This is a genomic window from Labrys sp. Lb11, assembly GCF_057554225.1.
The window spans coordinates 299585-320758 of record NZ_BAAJOT010000006.1 but is presented as its reverse complement, the minus strand read 5'-3'; the positions used below and the strand labels follow the sequence as shown (position 1 = coordinate 320758).

Annotated in this window: 24 protein-coding genes; 10 read left to right on the top strand and 14 right to left on the bottom strand. The window is 68.7% G+C overall.

Translation table 11 applies throughout. The features are described 5' to 3' along the window. Positions 1 to 27 precede the first annotated feature (27 nt). The gene (locus AC27L4_RS23515) at positions 28 to 636 is read right to left on the bottom strand and encodes an SH3 domain-containing protein (RefSeq protein WP_487144836.1); all 609 of its coding nucleotides are present in this window, start codon (positions 634 to 636) and stop codon (positions 28 to 30) included. 214 nt (positions 637 to 850) lie between these two features. Here AC27L4_RS23515 and AC27L4_RS23510 point away from each other — a divergent pair, with 214 nt between their 5' ends. After that, the gene (locus AC27L4_RS23510; protein ID WP_487144834.1) at positions 851 to 1138 is read left to right on the top strand and encodes an HlyU family transcriptional regulator; all 288 of its coding nucleotides are present in this window, start codon (positions 851 to 853) and stop codon (positions 1136 to 1138) included. A gap of 19 nt (positions 1139 to 1157) precedes the next feature. Here the strand turns inward: AC27L4_RS23510 and AC27L4_RS23505 are convergent, their stop codons facing one another. Then, positions 1158 to 1775, bottom strand: coding sequence for a DapH/DapD/GlmU-related protein (locus AC27L4_RS23505; protein WP_487144832.1), 618 nt, complete (start codon positions 1773 to 1775; stop codon positions 1158 to 1160). Positions 1776 to 1870: 95 nt separating this feature from the next. Here AC27L4_RS23505 and AC27L4_RS23500 point away from each other — a divergent pair, with 95 nt between their 5' ends. The 3 genes from AC27L4_RS23500 (at position 1871) to AC27L4_RS23490 (ending at position 6160) form a co-directional block, all read left to right on the top strand. Next, a complete protein-coding gene (locus AC27L4_RS23500; protein WP_487144830.1) occupies positions 1871 to 3157 on the top strand; it encodes an MFS transporter in 1287 nt (428 codons plus the stop codon). 224 nt (positions 3158 to 3381) lie between these two features. After that, positions 3382 to 4614 (top strand): MFS transporter, encoded by a 1233-nt coding sequence (locus tag AC27L4_RS23495; protein WP_487144828.1) that lies wholly within the window; start codon positions 3382 to 3384, stop codon positions 4612 to 4614. Between the two features lie 163 nt (positions 4615 to 4777). Further along, positions 4778 to 6160 carry an MATE family efflux transporter gene (locus AC27L4_RS23490; protein ID WP_487144827.1) on the top strand — a complete coding sequence of 461 codons (1383 nt, stop codon included), beginning with the start codon at positions 4778 to 4780 and terminating at the stop codon, positions 6158 to 6160. A 24-nt stretch (positions 6161 to 6184) separates the two neighbouring features. Here AC27L4_RS23490 and AC27L4_RS23485 read toward each other — a convergent pair whose 3' ends face one another. After that, positions 6185 to 7612: a caspase family protein gene (locus tag AC27L4_RS23485; protein ID WP_487144826.1), complete on the bottom strand. Its 1428-nt coding sequence runs from the start codon at positions 7610 to 7612 to the stop codon at positions 6185 to 6187. A gap of 179 nt (positions 7613 to 7791) precedes the next feature. Here AC27L4_RS23485 and AC27L4_RS23480 point away from each other — a divergent pair, with 179 nt between their 5' ends. Then, entirely contained in the window at positions 7792 to 7983 is a 192-nt protein-coding gene (locus AC27L4_RS23480; RefSeq protein ID WP_487144825.1) for a hypothetical protein, read from the top strand. Between the two features lie 60 nt (positions 7984 to 8043). On the opposite strand, the gene AC27L4_RS23475 is transcribed toward AC27L4_RS23480, so the two are convergent. Further along, positions 8044 to 8316, bottom strand: coding sequence for a hypothetical protein (locus AC27L4_RS23475; RefSeq protein WP_487144824.1), 273 nt, complete (start codon positions 8314 to 8316; stop codon positions 8044 to 8046). Positions 8317 to 8755: 439 nt separating this feature from the next. Between AC27L4_RS23475 and AC27L4_RS23470 the strand changes: the two genes are divergently transcribed. Further along, positions 8756 to 9229: a DUF992 domain-containing protein gene (locus AC27L4_RS23470; RefSeq protein WP_487144822.1), complete on the top strand. Its 474-nt coding sequence runs from the start codon at positions 8756 to 8758 to the stop codon at positions 9227 to 9229. Between the two features lie 4 nt (positions 9230 to 9233). On the opposite strand, the gene AC27L4_RS23465 is transcribed toward AC27L4_RS23470, so the two are convergent. The 8 genes from AC27L4_RS23465 to AC27L4_RS23430 all read right to left on the bottom strand — a co-directional run bounded on the left by AC27L4_RS23465 (position 9234) and on the right by AC27L4_RS23430 (position 14863). After that, a complete protein-coding gene (locus AC27L4_RS23465) occupies positions 9234 to 9695 on the bottom strand; it encodes a molybdenum cofactor biosynthesis protein MoaE (RefSeq protein ID WP_487144820.1) in 462 nt (153 codons plus the stop codon). Between the two features lies 1 nt (position 9696). Then, on the bottom strand, positions 9697 to 9948 hold the full coding sequence (gene moaD / locus AC27L4_RS23460) for a molybdopterin converting factor subunit 1 (RefSeq protein ID WP_487144819.1): 252 nt from the start codon (positions 9946 to 9948) through the stop codon (positions 9697 to 9699). Then, entirely contained in the window at positions 9945 to 10544 is a 600-nt protein-coding gene (gene pgsA / locus AC27L4_RS23455; protein WP_487145241.1) for a CDP-diacylglycerol--glycerol-3-phosphate 3-phosphatidyltransferase, read from the bottom strand. Before pgsA ends, moaD begins: the two co-directional genes overlap by 4 nt. A gap of 121 nt (positions 10545 to 10665) precedes the next feature. After that, entirely contained in the window at positions 10666 to 12552 is a 1887-nt protein-coding gene (locus AC27L4_RS23450; RefSeq protein ID WP_487144818.1) for a M10 family metallopeptidase C-terminal domain-containing protein, read from the bottom strand. A gap of 74 nt (positions 12553 to 12626) precedes the next feature. Continuing rightward, positions 12627 to 12851: a hypothetical protein gene (locus tag AC27L4_RS23445; RefSeq protein WP_487144816.1), complete on the bottom strand. Its 225-nt coding sequence runs from the start codon at positions 12849 to 12851 to the stop codon at positions 12627 to 12629. Positions 12852 to 13096: 245 nt separating this feature from the next. Then, positions 13097 to 13516 (bottom strand): DUF1489 family protein, encoded by a 420-nt coding sequence (locus AC27L4_RS23440; protein WP_487144815.1) that lies wholly within the window; start codon positions 13514 to 13516, stop codon positions 13097 to 13099. A gap of 94 nt (positions 13517 to 13610) precedes the next feature. Beyond that, complete coding sequence (locus tag AC27L4_RS23435; protein WP_487144813.1) at positions 13611 to 14255, bottom strand: glutathione S-transferase family protein; 645 nt, start codon at positions 14253 to 14255, stop codon at positions 13611 to 13613. A gap of 188 nt (positions 14256 to 14443) precedes the next feature. Further along, positions 14444 to 14863: a hypothetical protein gene (locus AC27L4_RS23430; protein WP_487144811.1), complete on the bottom strand. Its 420-nt coding sequence runs from the start codon at positions 14861 to 14863 to the stop codon at positions 14444 to 14446. Positions 14864 to 15450: 587 nt separating this feature from the next. Here AC27L4_RS23430 and AC27L4_RS23425 point away from each other — a divergent pair. After that, positions 15451 to 16143 (top strand): DUF599 domain-containing protein, encoded by a 693-nt coding sequence (locus AC27L4_RS23425; RefSeq protein ID WP_487144809.1) that lies wholly within the window; start codon positions 15451 to 15453, stop codon positions 16141 to 16143. Between the two features lie 5 nt (positions 16144 to 16148). Then, a complete protein-coding gene (locus AC27L4_RS23420; protein WP_487144808.1) occupies positions 16149 to 16412 on the top strand; it encodes a DUF3253 domain-containing protein in 264 nt (87 codons plus the stop codon). Positions 16413 to 16525: 113 nt separating this feature from the next. Here the strand turns inward: AC27L4_RS23420 and AC27L4_RS23415 are convergent, their stop codons facing one another. Both AC27L4_RS23415 and AC27L4_RS23410 read right to left on the bottom strand, forming a co-directional pair. Further along, on the bottom strand, positions 16526 to 17344 hold the full coding sequence (locus tag AC27L4_RS23415) for a glycoside hydrolase family 25 protein (RefSeq protein ID WP_487144806.1): 819 nt from the start codon (positions 17342 to 17344) through the stop codon (positions 16526 to 16528). 161 nt (positions 17345 to 17505) lie between these two features. Then, entirely contained in the window at positions 17506 to 18297 is a 792-nt protein-coding gene (locus AC27L4_RS23410) for a DeoR/GlpR family DNA-binding transcription regulator (RefSeq protein ID WP_487144804.1), read from the bottom strand. A 387-nt stretch (positions 18298 to 18684) separates the two neighbouring features. Here AC27L4_RS23410 and AC27L4_RS23405 point away from each other — a divergent pair, with 387 nt between their 5' ends. Further along, positions 18685 to 20196 carry a sugar ABC transporter ATP-binding protein gene (locus AC27L4_RS23405; RefSeq protein ID WP_487144803.1) on the top strand — a complete coding sequence of 504 codons (1512 nt, stop codon included), beginning with the start codon at positions 18685 to 18687 and terminating at the stop codon, positions 20194 to 20196. Then, entirely contained in the window at positions 20193 to 21164 is a 972-nt protein-coding gene (locus AC27L4_RS23400) for an ABC transporter permease (protein ID WP_487144801.1), read from the top strand. Before AC27L4_RS23405 ends, AC27L4_RS23400 begins: the two co-directional genes overlap by 4 nt. Positions 21165 to 21174: the final 10 nt, after the last annotated feature.

Sequence of the window (21174 nt, the reverse complement as noted above, 5' to 3'; positions counted from 1 at the left end):
GTCATGGACGGCGCGTCGCGGGGGCCGTCAGGTGTTCGGCGCGAACGCCGGGCGCGATGGGCGCGGGCGCACCACGGGGGGCTTTGGCCGAGGCGGGTGCACGCCTGGAGGCTTGGGCCGCGGCGGCCGGGCGATCGGCGGCTCGGGCCGCGGTGGGCGCACGACGGGGGGCTTCGGCCGCGGCGGGCGGTTCCAGTCGGGCGGCGGCTTCCAGCCCGGAGGCCTGTTCCAATGCGGCGGCGGCCGGTTCCAGTTCGGCGGCCGGTAATGCGGCGGCCGGTAATAGGGCGGCTCGACATAGATCGGCGGCGGCGTCACCACCACCGGCGGCGGCACGACCACCGGCGGCTGGACCACGATCGGCGGGCGATACCCTCCGCCGAGATAGCTCTGCGACACCCAGCCGACGGTGCGGCCGGCGAGCACCCTGCACCAGCCGCCGGTGCAGGTCTCGACATCGACGGCGGTGCCCTCCGGTAAAGTCACGATCCGGGCGTAGCCGGTGCCGGGCCCGGTGCGGAGATTGACGTCGCCGGTCGTGAACGCCTCGTCCGCCGCGGCGGACGAGAGACCCGACATCAACACCCCGATCGCCAAAAGCCCCGAGCGGATCCAGCTCGATCCAGGCAAATCCATCAAGAAAACCTCCTGTTCCCGCCAATCGGCGGCGGCGCCTGCCGCCCGTCCGGTCCGGGCCGACGGTCCGTTTTCGCATGCCGAAGATGACTGCCGGCTGAACCGGTGATCGGCGGCAGCATCCGGCAACAGCGCCATTGGCCCGCCCCTCGCAAGCCGCTATTCTCTCGCGAGATCGTCGGATTCCGACACCACACCACGAGCGAGCCGCACCATGTCCTTCCTCAAATCCCTGTTCGGCGGCGGCAAGAGCGCCAGTCCCGCGGAGCCGGCCGTCAAGGCCGAGATCGAGCACAAGGGTTTCGTGGTCCGCGCCACGCCCTTCAAGGAGAACGGCCAGTTCCAGACCGCCGGCCTGATCACCAAGGAGATCGACGGCGTGAAGAAGGAGCACAAGTTCATCCGCGCCGATCGCCACGCGTCCCAGGAGGATGCGGTGCAATTCTCCTTCTCCAAGGGCCGCCAGATCATCGACGAGCAGGGTGACCGGCTGTTCGGCTGAAAGCCGTAGAGGCGGGCGTTCAGCGCTCGTACCGCTCCAGGAACCCCTCCACGGGCAGGCCCCGGAAATCCGGCAGCGCCCGGCGCAGGCGCTCGTGGTCCCAGTTCCACCACGCCAGCCGCTGCAGCCGCCCGGCCACGGCCTCGTCGAAGCGACGCCGGATCGGCCGGGCCGGGTTGCCGCCGACGACGGCGTAGGCCGGGACATCCTTGGTGACCACCGCGCCGGCGGCGATGACGGCCCCGTCGCCGATCGACCGGCCGGCCAGCACTACGGCGCCGTGGCCGATCCAGACGTCGTGGCCGATGGTCACGGCGTGGGAGCGGCGCCAGTCGAAGAACGCCGCCTCGTCGGCTTCGCCTTCGAAATAGACTGATGCGCGATAGGTGAAATGGCTCTGGCTCGCCCGCTGCATCGGATGGTTGCCCGGGTTGATCCGCGTGTGCGCGGCGATCGAGCAGAACTTGCCGATGCGGCTGTAGATGATGTCGGCGTCGCTCGCTACGTAGGAATAATCCTCCATCGAGCTTTCGATCACGCGGGTGCGCGCCCCGACTTCGGTATAGCGGCCAAGCTCGCAATCGAGCACGGTGGCGGTCGGATCGATCGAAGGCTGGAGGCCGAGCTTGGCGGTCATGGCGGGCGTCCCGTCGACGGTTGCGGGGAAACGCGCCATCTCCCATGCAGCGATGACGCCCCGGTGACAGGCCGGCGGGTTGCGCGTCCGGGGTGATGCGCCTAGAAACGGACCGCCTGTCCTTCTCGTCTCCCCCAGCCCGCCATCGGACGATACACGACGCCTCCACGCCGCGCGCCGGCGTCTTCCGCCATCGCGGCTTCGCTCGCTACTGGGCCTCCCGGTTCCTCGCCAGCTTCGCCGTGCAGATCGTAAGCGTGGCGGTGGGCTGGCAGGTCTACGACCTGACGCGCGATCCCTATGATCTCGGCATCATCGGCCTGGTGCAATTCCTGCCCGGCTTCCTGCTCGTGCTGGTCACCGGTGCCGTGGCCGACCGTTTCGATCGCCGGCGGATCATGACGCTGTGCCTGGCCGGCGAGGCGCTGTGCGCGCTCGGGCTGCTCGCCTTCACCATCGCCGGCGGCCAGGACGTGCTCGTCATCTTCGCGCTGCTGATCCTGCTCGGCGTCATGCGCGCCTTCTTCGGGCCTGCCCAGCAATCGCTGCTGCCCAACCTGGTGCCGCAAGAGGACCTCGCCGGCGCCATCGCCTGGAGCACTTCCTCCTGGCAGATCGCCACGGTGGTCGGCCCGGTCGTCGGCGGCCTGCTTTACGGCCTGTCCGCCGACGCGGCCTACGGCACGGCGCTGGCCATGCTGACAGTCTCGACCGGGATCGCCACGCTGATCCCCAAGCCGGCGCAGCGCAGCCTGAAGGAGAAGCCGACGCTGGAGACGATCCTGGCGGGCTTTCGTTACATCTGGGGCCAGAAGATCGTGCTCGGCGCGATCTCGTTCGACCTGTTCGCGGTGCTGCTCGGCGGCGCCAGCGCGCTGCTGCCGGTCTATGCCCGCGACATCCTCGAGGTCGGCCCATGGGGCCTCGGCCTGCTGCGCGCCGCCCCGGGCATCGGCGCCATCGCCGTGGCGGCGCTGCTGCTGCGCCATCCCATCCGCGATCATGCCGGCGTGGCGATGTTCGCCTGCGTCGCCCTGTTCGGACTGTTCACCGCCGTGTTCGGGGCCTCCAGCCTCGTCTGGCTCTCGGTGCTGGCCCTGGCGTCGATGGGCGGCTTCGACATGGTCAGCGTCTATGTCCGCGAAACCCTGATCCAGGTCTGGACGCCGGATGCGGTGCGCGGCCGGGTCAATGCGGTCAACGGCGTGTTCGTCGGCGCCTCGAACGAGCTCGGCGAGTTCCGGGCCGGCATCTCGGCCGGGCTGATCGGCGCCGTGCCGGCGGTGGTGCTCGGCGGCGTCGGCACCGTCGCGGTGGCGGTGCTTTGGTGGTTCTGGTTCCCGGAGCTGCGCCGCACCCGCCGCCTGGACGGCCGATCCTGAACAACCGAGCGTCCCCCCGGCCGGTTTTCTCGCGGCCGCGGCTGCCGATCACCGCTTCTCGTCCAATCGATCAAAAAACCTGATGGACGGCATCACGGAGATCCGGTTTGCGGGATCGCCGGCATCGGATAGATGAGATGATGGCGCGGAAGGCTCGCGCTTCCTCGCAATGCACCGCGCCACGCGGTCCGTCGCCTGCGCAGCCCCGCGGGCCTGGTAATCCGATGACGTCCAAGGCCGCCCTGAGCCACCCCGTTTCCTCTGCCGGCGCACAGGGAACCGTTTACGCTATTCTTGCCGCCATCAGCGTCTCGCACATGCTCAACGACCTCATCCAGTCGTTGATCCCGGCGATCTACCCGATGCTGAAGGAAAACTTCTCGCTGACCTTCGGACAGATCGGGCTGATTACGCTGGCGTTCCAGCTGACCGCCTCGCTGCTGCAGCCGCTGGTCGGCCTCTACACCGATCACCGGCCCAAGCCCTATTCGCTGACCATCGGCATGGGCCTCAGCCTCACCGGCCTGGTGCTGCTCGCCTTCGCTCCCAACTTCATCACGGTGCTGCTGGCCGCCGCGCTGGTCGGCGTCGGCTCCTCGGTGTTCCATCCTGAGTCCTCGCGCGTCGCCCGCATGGCCTCCGGCGGCCGGCCGGGCTTCGCCCAGTCGGTCTTCCAGGTCGGCGGCAACATGGGCTCGGCGATCGGCCCCTTGCTCGCCGCCTTCGTCGTGCTGCCGCTCGGCCAGCACTCGATCGCCCTGTTCTCGCTGGTGGCGCTGCTGGCGATGCTCATCCTGTGGCGGGTCGGCAACTGGTACGCGGCGCACCGGCGCGCCAATGCCGGCAAGCCGCGCCCCGTCCTGGCCGCGCCGAACGTGTCGCAGACCACCGTGGTGATCGCCATCACGGTGCTGATCGCGCTGATGTTCTCGAAGTTCGTCTACCTCGCCTCGCTGTCGAGCTACTACACCTTCTACCTGATCGACCGTTTCGGCGTCTCGGTGCAGTCGGCGCAGCTGCACCTGTTCGTCTATCTGTTCGCCGTGGCGGCAGGCACGATCCTCGGCGGCGTCATCGGCGACAGGTTCGGCCGCAAATACGTGATCTGGGGCTCGATCCTGGGCGTGCTGCCGTTCACCCTTGCCCTGCCCTACGCCAACCTGTTCTGGACCAGCGTGCTGGCGGTGATCATCGGCTTCATCCTGTCCTCGGCCTTCTCCGCGATCGTCGTGTTCGCGCAGGAGCTGGTGCCCGGCAAGGTCGGCCTGATCTCCGGCCTGTTCTTCGGCTTCGCCTTCGGCCTGGGCGGCCTCGGCGCCGCCGCGCTCGGCGAGCTGGCGGATCACACCAGCATCGATTTCGTCTATAAGGTCTGCTCGTTCCTGCCCGCGATCGGCCTTCTCGCCGTCTTCCTGCCCAACATCGAGCACCGCTCGATCCCGGCCAAGACGGCATAGCTTTCGTCGGACGGCCTGCCCGGGGCAGGCCCGGCCGTCCGGCCCCGAAGATCCCGGCAGGATCGTTTCTCCCCCGGCGCGGAGGCCTCCACGCCGGGGCATTCGCGTCTCCCGATCCCGGCACCCCATGCAGGAAACCAAGGTCCCGATGTCCGATATCGCCATGTCATCGCCCGGACGCAATGGCGCGTGGCGCAGCGAGATCGCCGCGACCTTCGCGCTCGGCTGGCCGATGATCCTGACCACGCTGGTGGAGGTCGCCCTGACCACCACCAACATCATGCTGATGGGACGCCTCGGACCGCAGGCCCTGGCGGCCGGCACGCTGGCGACCAACCTCTATTTCGCCTTCATGATCTTCGGCATCGGCCTGGTCGCCGCCGTGGCGCCCATGGTCGCCTCGGAGATCGGCCGCATGCCCCATTCCGTGCGCGACGTGCGCCGCACCCTGCGCCAGGGCCTGTGGGCCGCCGCGACCGTCTCGATCCCGGCGCTGATCGCCCTGTGGGCGACGGAGACGATCCTGCTGGCGCTGCGCCAGGAACCGGCGCTGGCGCGCGAGGCGGCGCGCTACATGCGGGCGCTGCAATGGTCGCTGCCGCCGTTCCTCGGCTATATCGTGCTGCGCGCCTTCGTGGCCGCGCTGGGCCGGCCGCGCCCGGCGGTCTGGGCCGGCGTCGTCGCCATCCTGGTCAATGCGCTGCTCGCCTGGAGCCTGATCTTCGGCAAGCTCGGCCTGCCCGCCCTCGGACTGGTCGGCGCCGGCATCGCCACCTCCATCGCCACCTGGGTGATGTTCGGCACGCTGGCCCTGGTGATCGCGCTCGACCGGCGCCTGCGCCGCTACCACGCCTTCGGGCGGCTGTGGCAGGCGGACTGGCCGCGCTTCCGCAAATTGTGGCGCCTCGGCCTGCCGATCGGCGTGACCCTGACCTTCGAGGTGACGGTGTTCAACGCCGCCGCCTTCCTGATGGGCCTGATCGGCGAAGCCCAACTCGCCGCCCACGCCATCGCCATCCAGATCGCCTCGGTCTCCTTCATGGTGCCGCTGGGCCTGGCCCAGGCCGCCACCGTGCGGGTCGGCCTGTTCTACGGGGCCCGCGACCCGGAGGGCATGCGTCGCGCCGGCTGGACGGCCTATGCTATGGCCGTGGGCGCCATGACCCTCACCGCCCTGACCATGCTGGTCGCGCCGCGGCTGCTGATCGGCCTGTTCGTCGACCTCGCCGATCCCGCCAACGCCGCGGTGATCGCCTACGCCACCGTCTTCCTCGCCTTTGCCGGCATGTTCCAGATCGCCGACGGCGCCCAGGTGGCCGGCGCCGGCATGCTGCGCGGCCTGCACGACACGCGCGTGCCGATGATCTTCGCCGCCCTGGGCTATTGGGGCCTGGCCATGCCGCTGGCGCTGGTGCTGGCCTTCCCGCTCGGGTTCGGCGGCGAAGGCATCTGGATCGGCCTCGCCAGCGGCCTCGCCGTGGTCGCGGTGCTGCTGACATGGCGCTGGATGCGGCGCGAGCAGCTTGGCCTGCTCAAGCACAGATGAGGGCCGGCCGAACGGCGACCGCCGTCACCGCGCCCCGAAATCCGCCAGGCGCTCGCGGTAGCGCGCCGCGATGCAGGCTTCGTCCCGGCAGGCGTTGCGCCGGGCGACCCAGCGCTTCTGGTCCGCGGCCAGGCCCTTGCGGCCGGAGCCGTCAAGGCCGGCTGCCTGCCCGCCATAGGCGGAAGCCAGGCGGCGGTCGAGGTCGGCCAGCGACGGGTTGGCGCAGATCCGCGCCTCGACCAGGGTAAGCCGGCCGTCGCAGGGGAAGCTCGGCCCGGGGTTGCCCGCCGACGCCGCGTCGAGCCCGAGCGCCGGAAGGCCCGATATCCTCAATCCCAGCGCCGCCACGCGCTGGCGATAACGCTCCTCCAGGCAAGCGGCATCGTCGCCGCAGGCATCGCGTTCGGCGATCCAGCGCAACTGCCCGTCGGCGAAGCGCTTGCGCTCCAGGCCGGCGAGTTGCTGCCACTGGCTCGAATAGGCGTCGGCCATGGCCCGATCCAGCGTCGCCAGGGCCGGACTGGCGCAAATCCGGCGTTCGATCGGGTTGAGGCGCCCGTCGCATGGAAAGCTCGGAGCGGCGGGGACGGCCATTGGGGCGACGGCCACCTGCTTCAGCCCGGGCTCGAGCGGGGGCTCGGTCGACGCCTGCAGGGCCACGGGCCGGGGCTGCGCCGGCGCGGCCGTACCGGAGAGGGAGAAGGAGCCGATGATGGCCTCGTTCACCCACGGTGTCTGAGCGCCCTGGGTGGCGACGTCGACATCCTCGCGCACCTTGCCGAACAACAGCCGGATGTCGAGGCCGGGCGCCTCCATATGGGCCAGCAGCGCGTGGGTGAAGGGCGAGTTGCGGCCGTCGCCGTCACGGGCGACCGAGCCCGGTGCGGTGGCGAAGGCGACGAGCGTGCCCTTGGCCGAGGCGGCGTCGAGATCGATGCGCGCCAGCCCGCGGCTGCCGGCGCCGCGCACCAGCGTGCGCGCCAGCGGATTGTCGCGGCAGGAATCGAGGATGACGACGCGCACCTTCGGCCCGGCCCTGTCGAGGAGGTCGATCAGCTTGTCGAGCGACAGCGCCTGGGTGTCGAGGTCGAGCTCGTCGGCGATGCTGGCCGTGACCGGGATGAGATAGTTGCGGCCGTTCACCTGGACGCCATGGCCGGAATAGAACACCAGCGCCGCGTCGGCCCGGTCGGCGTTGCGCAGGAAGGCGCGCAGGCCGTCGTTCATCGCCGCGAGGTCGCCGTCGCGCACCAGGGTGACGGCATAGCCCATGCGGCCGAGCGAAGCGGCCATGTCCTCGGCGTCGTTGGCCGGGTTCACCAGGGGCGTCACATTGCGATAAGCGCCGTTGCCGATCACCAGCGCCGCCCGGCCGGCCGCCTCGGCCACGCCTGCCAGCAGGACGAGGCCGAGAAGGGCGACCATGCACCGCAATGTCGCACCGTGGCTCATGCCGGCACCTCCCTCGCTCCGGCCAGACCTAGCACTGCCGCCACGCCGGCGGAACAGCAAGGCCTTCGCCCCGTGCGATGTCGCACGGGAGCAAGCGGCGACAGGTGCAAATGCAGGTGGCGTCTGCACCGTCCATTAACCCCGGCATGCGAAGACAACATCCTCAGAGGAGCCGCGCCATGCGTCTTTCCAACATCTTCGGCGCATCACCGGCCAACAAGTCCGACGATTCGGCCGGCGTCACCATCGACGTCATGACCGGCATCGTCGCCGGCGTGGCCCTGGTCCTGGCCATCCTGCTGCTAGCCTCCTCGCTGAAGCCGGCCCAGGCCGGGCATGCCGCAGCGCCGGCCGCGATCGAAGCCCGATGACGCGCCGCCGCCGCGGGCAGCCCCGCGGCGGCGCCCGGGTTCGTCTGCGCCGGTCCGGCGTCAGGAAGCCATCTTGTTCTTGATCAGGCCGGCGATGATCTGCAGGATCACGCCGCCGGCGCCGCCGCCGACCAGCTGGCCGACGATCGAGCCGAGGTCGAGGTTGCCGCTCTGCAGCACCGGGATCAGCGCGGTGAGGATCTGGCCGAGCACGCCGCCGCCGACCGCCCCGGCGATGGTGTTGAGCAGAGCCCCCATGTCGAACTGCTTGAGCGCGGCGCCCGAGGCGTTGCCGCCGATGGCGCCGGCGATGAGATTGATCAGAATATCCATGACTGCTTCCCCCTGTCAGCGCGGCCACGGGCGTGGCGGCCCTGTCCGCCCACCTCAGCATGGACGCAATCCCCGTCGCTTTCAATCCGCGGTGATTCCCGCCGCCTGACGCAAGGGACGATGACGCCGCCAGCCCGCCGCGGCGGGCGGGGACCTGAACCCGCGGCGTCGCCGGCCGCCGCCGTCCTGCGGTCGTCCGTATCGATCCCGGGTGCTCGGCGTCGCGGCTTGCATGGCGGCTGCATCGCCTCAGGGGCGCCGGGGCGCAATCCGTGCTCGGCGCGGACAGGAGGGACCGCATTTTGCCGGCCCTTGTGGACCAGAAGCAAAGCGTCGGAATCGACGCGCGGAACACCATGATCCCGTCGCGTTTCGACCGTTCCTTCGGTAGAAATGCCGACGGTCCGCAGGCGCGGGCCTTGCAAGTCCGGAGAATGCCATGACGCCTTTCGCCAAATCCGCCGCTCTCGCCGCCGTGCTCGCGGCCACCACGCTTACCGCCGTCCCGGCGGCCCAGGCCCGCGTCAAGACCGGGACGCTGGTGTGCGACGTCTCGGCCGGCATCGGCCTGATCATCACCTCCAAGCAGACGCTGACCTGCACGTTCAAGCCGGGCAGGGGCAGGCGCGAGACCTATACCGGCTCCATCAGGAAGTTCGGCCTCGACATAGGCGCCACCAAGCGCGGCACCCTGGTCTGGGCGGTGTTCGAGCCGGGCAGGCACCGCCAGGGCCTGAGCGGCACCTATGTCGGCGCGACCGCCCAGGCGACGCTGGTGGCCGGGCTCGGCGCCAACGTGCTGGTCGGCGGCTCGCAGAACTCGGTGGCGCTGCAGCCCCTGTCCGTGTCGGGCCAGACCGGCCTCAACATCGCCGTCGGCGTCGGCGAGATCGCGCTGCAGCAGGTGCGATGATCCGTCAGGGCCTGTCCCAGCGCGCCGCCGCCTCGTCGTCCGCATCGCGGGCGTCGACCCAGGCGGCGGCCTCCCCGTCCGCCCGCTCCTCCAGCTTCCAGAACGGGGCGCGGGTCTTGAGGAAATCCATCAGGAACTCCGCCGCCTCGAACGCCGCCTGGCGGTGCGCGGAGGCGGTGACGACGAGAACGATGACCTCGCCCGGCGTCAGCCGGCCGAAGCGATGGATGACGCGCGCGCCCTGCAACGGCCAGCGCTGCAGGGCCTCGGCCTCGATCCGCTCCAGCTCCGCCTGGGCCATCGCCGGATAATGGTCGAGCGTCATGGCGGCGATGCGCGCGTCGCCCGTGCCGGCCCGGCAGATGCCGGTGAAGGTGACGACGGCGCCGATATCGGTGCGCCCCGCCGTCAGCGCGGCCACCTCGGCGCCGATGTCGAACGCCTCGCGCTGCAGACGCACGGACATCTCAGCCTCCGGTCATCGGCGGGAAGAACGCCACCTCCCCGGCTCCGGCGATCGGCGCGGCCGGCTTGACATGCACGCGGTCGATCGCCGCCCGCACCACCTTCCGGTTCTCGAAGGCGTGGGCGTGGGCCTCGCTGCGGCCGGCGAGCCATTGCATCAGCTCGGCCACGGTCTCGACGCCGGCCGGGGGATCGACCATCTCCTCGCCGAAGCCGACGCGCTCGCGCAGCCAGGCAAAATACAGGATCTTCACGCTCCGTCCTCGATCAGGTGCCGCACGCCGCTGCGGAAATAATCATAGCCGGTATACAGCGTCAGCACCGCGGAAATCCACAGCAGGACGAGGCCGATCATCGTGGTGCCGGGCAGCACGCGTTCGCCGGCCGGGCCGGCCAGCAGGAAGCCGAGCGCCACCAGCTGCGCCGTGGTCTTCCACTTGGCCAGCCAGGTCACCGGCACCGAGACGCGCAGCTCCGCCAGGAACTCGCGCAGGCCCGAGACCAGGATCTCGCGGCACAGGATGATCAGCGCCGCCCAGAGCGACGAGCCGGCGATGGTGCCGTCGGCGGCCAGCATCATCAGGCTGGCGGCGACCAGCAGCTTGTCGGCGATCGGATCGAGCATCCGCCCGAGGGAGGATTGCTGTCCCCAGGCCCGGGCGAGATAGCCATCGAAGTAGTCGGTGATCGCCGCGGCGGCGAAGGCTGCGAACCCCACCCAGCGGACCCACAGATCCGTCGGCCACAGCATGCAGAACACCACCACCGGCACGGCGGCGATGCGGCCATAGGTCAGAATGTTCGGCAGCGAAAGCGGGTTCGCGCGGCGCTTGGCCTGGGGTGTCATCATAGGCTCAAGGAACATGCCTGACGCTGCGCCGTCAATATGGCCGGGTGCGAAGCGGGCCATGGCCCCAACTCCAGCCGAAACGGCCGGGCCGGGCAAGGCCGGTCCGGCCGCTGGCCGCGGCCTACAGCAGGAAGTCGGATGCGGTCAGCGTCACCGCGCCCTTGATCAGCACGGCGAAATCCGCCGTGCCGTTGCCGTCGAGGTCGGCCTCGACGACGCGGTCGGCGCCGCTGGCCACGACATGCACCTGGCCGGCCGCATGGGTGAAGTCGCCGGAGATGACGTGGAGCGTGCCGGCATAGAGACCGGTGAGGTCGATCTTGTCGGTGCCGTGGACGAAGTCTGTGATGGTGTCGCGTTGCGTCGGCGTCGACTCGCTCGCCCTGGCGAAGATGAAGGTGTCGTTGCCGGTGCCGCCGGTCAGGGTGTCGACACCGGCCCCGCCGACCAATCTGTCGTGTCCCCCGCCGCCGTTCAGCGTGTCATTGCCGAGGCTGCCGTTGATGAGGTTGTTGCCGGCATCGCCGGTGAGCGTATCGTTGTACTTGGAGCCGAGGAGGTTCTCGATCGAGACCAGGGTGTCGGTGCCGGCACCGAGCGTGTTCTGGGCGGCCGTGATCGCCAGGCTGACCTTCACCGCCGCGGTCGCGGTGGCGTAGCTGGCCGTGTCGATGCCGGCACCGCCATCCAGCCGGTCGTTGCCGGCGCCCCCCGTCAGGGTGTTGGCGGCGCTGTTGCCGGTCAGCGTGTCGTTGAACTTCGAGCCGATCAGGTTCTCGATCGAGACCAGGGTGTCGGTGCCGGCACCGAGCGTGTTCTGGGCGGCCGTGATCGCCAGGCTGACCTTCACCGCGGCCGTGGCGGTGGCATAGGTGGCGGTGTCCGTTCCGATGCCGCCGCTGAGATAATCGTTGCCGGCGCCCCCGTTGAGCGTGTCATTGCCCTCGAAGCCGTAGAGCTTATCGTTGCCGGCGTTGCCGGTCAGGACGTTGGCGACCTGATTGCCCTTGATCTGGTCGCTGCCGCTGCCGCCGATGGCATTCTCGATCAGCGACGCCTTGTCGCCGTGGAACATCAGCGCGTTGAAGACATTGGCGCGGGCGTAATGGCCATCGCCCAGATTGGCGATCTGGAGGTTCGAGAATTTCGACCAGTTGCCGGCGCGCAGGTCGATGGTCTGGGCGTTCGCATAGTTGGAGAAGTCGTAGGTGTCGACGCCGCCGCCGTCCCAGATGGTGCGGAAGACGCGGTTGGACGAACCGCCATTGCCGTTGCCCGGCCTCCCCTGCCCGACGCCGTTGATGAACATCTCACCGGTGGTGGCCGAGAACGTGTAGGTGGTGTTGCCGGCATTGCTGGTGTAGTCGGCGCCGTACATCTCCTGCAGCGCGGCGATGTCGTACATCATGTAGCTCTGGGCATAACCGAACTGCTCGTTCTGGTAGCCCGCAGTCGAGTCCGCGCCGACATAGGACTTGTAGGTCATGACCGAGAACTCCATGGAGTCCCGGTCCGTCGTCAGCGCCACATTGGCAGGGCCGCCCGTCTCATGCCCGTGCTTGAGGCCGAGCGCATGGCCAAGCTCATGCCAGATCGTCAGTTGCCCGTAATCGCCGAGCTTGGGCGAGCGATATTCGGCATAGTTGGTGCTGAACCAGGCGTCGCCGCTCTGGGGCTGCCCGTTGGGATAATAGGCATAGGCAGTGGGATACGCCGGTTTTGATTCGGCAAAGCGCAACTGGGCCGTGCCGGGGTCGGAGGTCAGCGTGAAGTTCAGGTTGGTGAAAGACGAGATTGCCGCAAAGGCCTTGAGCACGCTCTGCTGGGCGGCGTTCGAGATTGGGCCGACCCAGTTGCCGGGCAGCGTCTCATCGCCGTAGTTGGGGCCATATTGCGAGGCCAGGGTCGGAAAGGCGTAGGCTAGGGTCGTAATCCCCCATTTATAGCCGCTCAATACCCCATTGATGTTGCGGTCGCCGGTCGCACCCTGGGTCGTGGTCAAAGGCATGTCTCGGGCTCCTGAATCGCCGCGCGTTCATTCATGGATGTGGCTTGAGATCCGATCGGACGAGGCGACAGGGGTCATCGACCGCTCTGCCGCAGCTTGTGCAGCGCCCGCCGCGCCTCGGCGGCAAGAGGACTGTCCGGATGCCGGCGGATGAAGAGATCCAGCGCCGCCGCGGTGCCCGACCGCATCGCGGCGTCAAACTCTTCCTGCACCGCGATCGCTGGATCGCGGCGTGGCGCCGCCTGGAGCTGGGCCTGGACGATGGCCGGGGGATTTGGGGGATCTGCAGGCAAGTCCATGGCACCCCGGAACCAAACCGAACGGAGGCTTCGAGACTAGCAATGCTCCCGGCGGTTCCGCAAGCACGATCTGGCCGCATCGACCGCCATCACGCAGAGAAATGCTCCTCAACTCTGCGCATTACAGAGCTGCCACACAGATTCAACTACCCCATCGATAATTTATTGGTAATAAAATACCGTATCGATCGTTGAATGACTGCGCTGCACGAGTCACGCGCCCCGACAAGTCCGAGCTTGCCGGCTCACAGCACCCCGATCATCCGCAGCTCGCGCTGCAGCTCGAGCGGCAGGTCGTCGGGCGTCCCGGCCGGGCCGACGAGGTCGGGCGGCGCATCCTTGGGTTCGAAATAGCGCCATCCCTGGAACGGACCGCGCGGGCGCGGATGGACGGGAACCACGGCCGGGTCGAGCACGATCTCGCACCGGGAGATGCCTTCGGCATCGACGACGGCCCGCAGGTCGAGGATCGCCTGCCGGCAATTGAGCTCGCCCTTGATCACCCAGTAGAGCGAGCCGCCGGCCAGGATATCCTCGCGGCGCTTGGGCATCATCCTCGTGGTGTGGATCTGCTCGCCGGCCAGCGCCACGCGCTCGGCGACCCATTCCTCCAGATCGGCGATCGACTCCGCGCCGACGCAGAGCTTGATGAGATGCAACGCCATGATCCCGGACCTCGTGCAGCCCCCCGCTTCCCACGATCGACGGGCCGGATCAAGCAGGCCCGGGCGATGTCCAGCGGTTTCGGCCGGCTCGCCGTCAGCAGACCGCGTCGGCGTCGGCGATGACGTGAGCCTCGGCCAGCGCCGCCCTCTCCCACTCCTGCCAGGCCGGCGTCGCCATCACCGCGTCCATGTAGGCACGCACGACCGGCGGCACCGGGACGGCATAGGCGTGCAGGCGATTCACCACCGGTCCGAACATGGCGTCCACATTGGTGAAGCGACCGAACAGGAAGTCGCCGCCCTCGCCGAAGCGGGACCGGCAGTCCACCCATATCGCCACGACCCGGTCGACATTGGCCTGGACATCGGGCTCCAGGGCGATGGCTGCGGGCTTGCGCTTGATCGACATCGGGCAGCGGCTGCGCAGCGGCACGAATCCCGCATGCATCTCGGCGCAGATCGAGCGGGCGTGGGCGCGCGCCTCGCGGTCGGACGGCCAGAGCTCCGGCGCCCGCTCGGCGAGATATTCGAGAATGGCGATCGATTCGAAGACGACCAGTCCGCCGTCGACAAGAGCCGGCACCCGGCCGTTGGGCGATTGGGCACGGATACGGCTCGATGTATCGGGCTGGCGCAGCCAGACCATCTCTTCCTCGAAGGGGATCCCCGCCATCTTCGCCGCCAGCCAGGGCCGCATCGACCAGGACGAATAATTCTTGTTGCCGATCAGCAGCTTCACCGCGTGTCCTCCAGGCTCGGCCGCAGCCCGGAAGGGGCCGGCCCCGCGCCGCCGGGCCACGACATCTCAGCGGCCGCCGGCCTCTCAGGACGGAGGCCCGGCCGCAGCCCCGGCGCGGGGCGCACCATGACCCGGCGCCGCCGCCGGCACAAACGACAATTCTCGATGGACGGGATCAGCGGCGTGCATCACGCATTGCAACGGCGCAGCGGCGTATCCGGGTGCAGCACGACGCCGACGATCTTGGCGCCGTCGATATTGCAGCGCAGCATATAGGTGGTACCGTGCTCGGCGAGCATGATGCCGTTGGCGTCCAGCAGCCGCCAGAGCACGTCGATCACCGCATGGTCCCGCGACAGCCGATTGGGGACGACCCATTGGGCTTCGACACGAGCCACGCCCATGTCATCGTAGAACATGCGGAACATGTCGTAGATTTTCTCGGCCGCCGTCGGCTCCTCGATCACCGTGGTCTGGCCGCCGACGACGATGTTGAGCGGAAAGCTGCACTGGTCAAGCAGGGTGTAGACGTCGTCATTGAGCAAGGCGTTGCGAATCTTGGTGCAGAAGCGCTCGATCGTGACCGACGTCTGAACACGAATGTTCATGCTACCACCCCAAGGCCCGCCCCCCACCAGGGCTTTCGAGATGTCACGGCGGCGTCCACCGACAAGGACGCAGCACCGTAGCCCAGTTCACCACCGTCCGCGGCCGGCTTCCGGACACGGTCGCCGGGCCGGCGCAACGACACCGGCAAAACGCCATGCCCTCCTGGCTCCGGCAGGTTGACCCGGTCGCTCAGCACGCAGGCACCGTAGGGAAACATCGGGACAGGACGCATGATGGCGCCAACAATAGCTCTGGCCACCGCGTCCGTCCATACGTCGTTTCCGGATATGATGCAGTTCGCGGTCGCCAAACACGCGAACTATCCTGCTACCCCTCCTAGACTGGTTCGGCGTCACTAACACTGATCTGCAGACGGAGTCATATTCGCAAGACTATTATACCTCTTGCCCACAATCGACGACTTCGGCGCCCAAGACTTTCCCCTCCATCCCCGGCAGGGCGCGGCCTCGTCCCTGCGGCAAACCGTGATCGGGCTCTGAAGCCGGCCGTTGCGGGCGGGCTTCGCCCTGCCGCATAAGGGCCCGGGGCAAGACGGCGGGCGTCCGTCCATGGGGAGGAGCGACGGATGACGAACGTCTTCACGACAGCCGACTTCATCGCCGCCGGCTGGTTCGTGGCGGTCTGGCTCGGCTACGGCCTGGTCATCGAGCATCCGCGCCTGTCGCACCGGACGCTGAACGGCCGGATGGACGGCTACCGCGAGCGCTGGATGCAGCAGATGATCGAGCGCGAGGTCCGCATCCTCGATTCCACCGTAATGGGCTCGCTGCAGAACGGCACGGCCTTCTTCGCCTCGACGGCGCTGCTGGCGCTCGGCGGCAGCGTCTCTCTGCTGCGCTATTCCAACGAGGCGGTCGCGGTGTTCGCGACGCTGCCCTTCGCCGAGGCGACGACGGCCTCGGCCTGGGAGGTCAAGGCCATCGGCCTCAGCATCGTCCTCGCCTATGCCTTCTTCAAGTTCGCCTGGGCCTATCGGGTGATGAACTATGTGGCGATCCTGATCGCGGCGACGCCGAACACGACCGATCCCACCGATCCGGAGGCCCAGGCGATGGCGCGCCGCGCCGCGGCCATGAACAAGGCCGGCGGCGGCCATTTCAACCGCGGCCAGCGCGCCTTCTTCCTGGCCCTCGGCTATCTCGGCTGGTTCATCAGCCCCTATGTGTTCCTGGCGTCGACGGCCATGGTGCTGTTGATCATGGTGCGGCGGCAGTTCGATTCGTCGGCGCTGCACGCCCTCGACACCGCGAAGGATTGACGCTCATGACCGACCCCGCCCTGATCGAGGAGACGATCCTGCGCCTCCTGGCCGAAAGCGGCCCCGACGGGATCGTCAGCCCCACCGAGGTGGCGCGCCGGATCGCCGGCGATGCCGGCGACCAATGGGGGCCGGTGATGCAGCCGCTGCGGCGCGTCGCCGTCCGGCTGGCCAAGGAGGGCCGCCTCGTCATCTATCGCAAGGGCAAGCCCGTCGATCCCGACGACTTCAAGGGCGTCTACAAGCTCGGCGTCGCGCGGCAGGACTGAAGGCTGCGGCCAAAGCAGCTTCCGGTGGCTCTCGCCACGCTTGATTTGGCATTTTCAATGCGAAATCAATGCTGCTCAAACTTGCAAGTGTAAGCAGGTTCGAGAGAACCTGCTTAGTCGACGATGCTCACCGGCATGATCGTCTCGGTTGGGTTCGGCGTCTGGTTGATGAAGGCCTGCCAGTCCTTCTCCGAGCCGGCGAAGACGTTGCGGTCGACCTTGCCGCGCACGCCCGGGACGGAGCCGGTTGCGGTGTACTGCCAGAAGGCCCAGCTGCGGCCGCTGTAACGCGCGGACGGATGGGCCTTCACCGAGCGCACCCAGTAGGGATACTCGTTCAATTCGCCCGGCAGCACGTCGCGATGGAAGTCGACCGTGGTGTAGATGATCGGCTTCTTGCCGTAGAACGCCTCCATCTCGCGCAGGAACACCCGCATCTCCGACCGGATCTGGTCGGCAGGGGGGCGGATCTTGCAGGTCGGCGAGTCCGGGTTCCACTCCATGTCGAGCACAGGCGGCAGCGCGTCGCGGGCCGGCGGCACATGGGTCTTGAACCAGGCGACCTGGTCGGCCGCCGGACGGCAGAAATAATAGAAGTGGTAGGCGCCGGTCGGGATGCCGGCCGCACGGGCGCCGTCCCAATTGGTGCGGAACATGTCGTCGTTGCGGTCGCCGCCTTCGGTGGCCTTGATCCAGGCGAAGCGCACGCCGCCCTTGGATGCGGCGGCCCAGTCGATCTTGCCCTGGTACTTCGAGACGTCGATACCGTGCACCGGGAACTGGTGCGGCTCGTCGCCGCCGAGCCCGGCGCCAGCGTAGTCGCCCCGGGCGCTCTGCATGCCGGCATTCTCGATGGAGGAGCAGGAGGCCAGCGCCAGCAGCGCCGCAACCATCATGGCAGGACGGAAAAGGCGGCGTGTCGGGCGCGGCATCCGGGTCATCCAGAACGGCAGACGCCGTTCCTCCGGCGCCTCACATGCATAGCAAACTAAGCGGTGAAACTTAACGGGTGCTAACCGGATTTCCGCTTGGGTGTGTCCCGGCAGCCGCACCCGCGCGACATGGCCGTCCTCCGGCGAGACCGGAGGATCGCTCAGCCCTGCCCGTCCGGCGGACCGGCGATGATCACCTTGACGCCGGCCGCGATCAGCATGTCCCGGTCCGCAGCGCTCAAGCCCCGGTCCGTCACCAGCGTGCCGACGCGCGACAGCGACAGCGCGATGTGACGGGCCCGGATGGCGAACTTGGTCGAATCGGCCAGCACCACGACCTCGTCGGCCTGCTCGACCAGGCGGGCGACGGCGCGCACCGTCAGCGGATGAGATTCCATCAGGCCGTCGGCGCCGATGCCTTGGGCGCCGACGAAGAACTTGGAGGCGTAGAAGTCCGCCTCGCGGTCCTGGTGCGGGAAGACGATGCCCGACTCGCGATGCAGTTCGCCGCCGGCCAGCACGAGATGGCAGATGCCGTGATCCCACAGCGTCGAGGCCACCGGCATGGAATTGGTGTAGATCTTGAGACTGCGCTCGGCCAGCCGCTGCGAGAACAGGAAGCAGGTGGTTCCGCCATGGATGATGATGGAATCCCCGTCGCGGCACAGCTTCTCGGCCTCGGCCGCGATCGCCTTCTTGCGCTCGACGTTGAGGACGCTGTTTTCCTGGAAGGGCTTGGCCGACAGCCGCTCCGAGACCGGGCTGGCGGCGGCGATGCCGCCGAACACTTTCCGGATCTCGCCGCGCTCGTGCAGCTTGGCGATATCGCGCCGCACCGTCGCCGGCGAGACGTCGAGCACCGCCATCAGGTCGCGCACCGTGGCGAAGGGGCGCCCGCGTAGCGTCTCGACGATCAGCCGATACCGCTCCCGCTCGCCGGCCTCCACCCGCATCGCCGTCCCTCCCCTCCCGGCCGCCCCGGTCGCATCCCGCGGGGCATCGCTCATCCCAGCGTATGCGGACAGTCATGGCTCTGCTCCCGACCATGACCGTCCAGGCACCCTAGCGTCGGCGTCGGATCATCCGCAACCATCGCGCGGCGGACGGTTGACCTCGATCGTCGCACCATGATTACTCTACACCATAAGGGCACCGAGAGAGTGTCCACGGTGGCAACCGCAAGAAAACGATTGCGGTTCCGGGGAGGAACAGTGCAATGCACAATATTTCTTGCTGCACGACGGCAAGATCAGGGGTCGCTGCCGATCGCCGGTCGGCCGTGCGCGTGATTGCAAATCCGCTGGCCCTGACGAAAAATGATCATCCTCGCCCGAGCCGCCATGACCGCCATCATTGAACTCGCCGGCGTCTCCAAGTCCTTCGCCGGCGTGCGCGTCGTCGACGGGGTCAGCCTGTCGGTGATGGCCGGCGAGGTGCATGCCGTGCTGGGCGAGAACGGCGCCGGCAAGTCGACGATCATCAAGATGATGGCGGGTATCCATCGGCCCGACGGCGGCGAGATCCGCGTCGCCGGCGAGCCGGTCAGCTTCTCGTCGCCCCGCGATGCCCAGCGCGCCGGCATCGCCACGGTCTACCAGGAGCTCCTGCTGTTCCCCGAGCTCAGCGTGGCGGAGAATATCCTGCTGGGCCACGCCCCGCGCACCGCCTGGGGCGGGCTCGACTGGCCGGCGATGCGCCGCAAGGCGCGCAAGCTCCTGGACTCCCTCGACAGCAGCGACCTCGACGTCGACGCGCGCGTCGGCAGCCTCTCCGTCGCCAACCAGCAGCGTGTCGAGATCGCCAAGGCGCTGTCGCAGGAGGCACGGGTCCTGATCATGGACGAGCCGACGGCGGCGCTGACGGAAGCGGACGTGACCCGGCTGCTCGACGTGGTGCGACGCCTGCGCGAGCGGGGCGTGGCCATCGTCTATGTCAGCCACCGCATGCCGGAGATCTTCGCCCTGGCCGACCGCGTCACCGTGCTGCGCGACGGCGCCCTGGTCGGCACCCGCGCCATCGGCGAGGTCGACGAGCCGGCGCTGGTGGCGATGATGGTCGGCCGTGCGATCGACCGGCTGTTCCCGAAGGTCGAGGTCGAGCAGGGGCCGGTGGTGCTCGAACTCGACCGCGTCTCGCACGGCACCAAGGTGCAGGGCATCTCGCTGTCGCTCAGGGCCGGCGAGATCCTCGGCATCGCCGGCCTGATCGGCTCGGGACGCAGCGAGCTCGCCCACACCATCTTCGGCATCACGCCGGCGACGCAGGGCGAGATCCGCATCGACGGCAAGCCGGTCGTCATCGACAGCGCCCGCACCGCCCGCGACCTCGGCATCGCCTATGTGCCGGAGGACCGCGGGCGTGAAGGGCTGGTTCGGCCCATGACCATCCGCGAGAACATCTCCATGGTCATCCTCGACCGCATCGCCCGCGCCTCGATCATCCCGCGCCGGGCCGAGACGCGGCAGGCCCGCGCCGGCATCGAGCGCTTCGGCATCCGGGCCCGCGGTCCCGAGCAGGTGGTGCGCCAGCTCTCGGGCGGCAACCAGCAGAAGGTGGTGCTGGCCAAGTGGCTGGCAGCCGAGCCGCGCATCCTGATCATGGACGAGCCGACGCGCGGCATCGACGTCGGCGCCAAGGCCGAGATCCACGCCCTGATGGGCCAGCTCGCCCGCCAAGGACTGGCGATCCTGATGATCTCCAGCGAGCTGCCGGAGGTGCTGGGCATGAGCGATCGGGTGCTGGTGATGAGCGGGGGGCGCATCGTCGACAGCTTCGAGCGCAGCGCCGCGACGGCGGACGCCGTCGGCGCCGCGATGATCAAGGCGCGCCAGCCGGCGGAGGCGACACCATGAACCAGCCGGCAGCCTCCCTCCCCGCCCGCCGCTCGCGCCCGCGCTGGGCCTTCGGCCAGGAAGCCGTGGTGCTCGTCGCCATGCTCGTGCTTTTCCTCGTCGCCAGCCTGATCAATCCCCGCTTCATCAGCCCCAACAACCTCAACACCATCTTCGCCGGCAACGCCTATATCGCGGTGGCGGCCATCGGCATGTCGATGATCATCATCGCCGGCCATATCGACGTCGCCGTCGGGGCGCTGATCGGCGTGCTCGCCGTGGTCGCGGGGACGCTGGCGGTCCAGGGCTACCCGGTCTGGGTCGCCTGGGGGGCGCCGCTGGTCCTGGGGGTCCTGGTCGAGGCCTTCATCGGCGTGCTGGTGGCCTATGCCCGCATCCCTTCCATCGTGGTGACGCTGGGCATGCTCTCCATCCTCAAGGGCGGGTTGATCAGCGCCACGGGCGGGGCCTGGATCTCCAACCTGCCGCCGGAGTTTCTCCTGGCCCAGTTCCGCCTGTTCGGCGTGCCGGCGCCGGTCTACTTCATGGTGGTGCTGACGCTGCTGGTCGCGGCCTGGATGCGCTATTCCGCCTTCGGCCGCTCGATCTACGCCATCGGCGGCAATGTCGAGGCGGCGCGCGCCGTCGGCCTGCCGATCCGCCCGCGGACGGTGGCGATCTTCGCCCTGCACGGCCTGTTCGCGGGCCTGGCCTCGGTGCTGTTCGCCACGCAGCTCCAGGTCATCCAGTCGACCGTCCCGCCCAACCTGGAACTGACCGTGATCACCGCCTCGGTGATCGGCGGCGTCTCGATCCTCGGCGGCACCGGCACGGTGATCGGCTCGACCCTGGCCGCGATCCTGTTCGCCGCCATCGGCTCGGCGCTGATCTTCGTCGGCGTCTCCGCCTACTGGCTACGCGCCGTGCTCGGCGTGCTCATCCTGGTGACGGTGCTGGCCGACATGGTCCGCCGCCATCGCTCGACATGACGGAGCGACG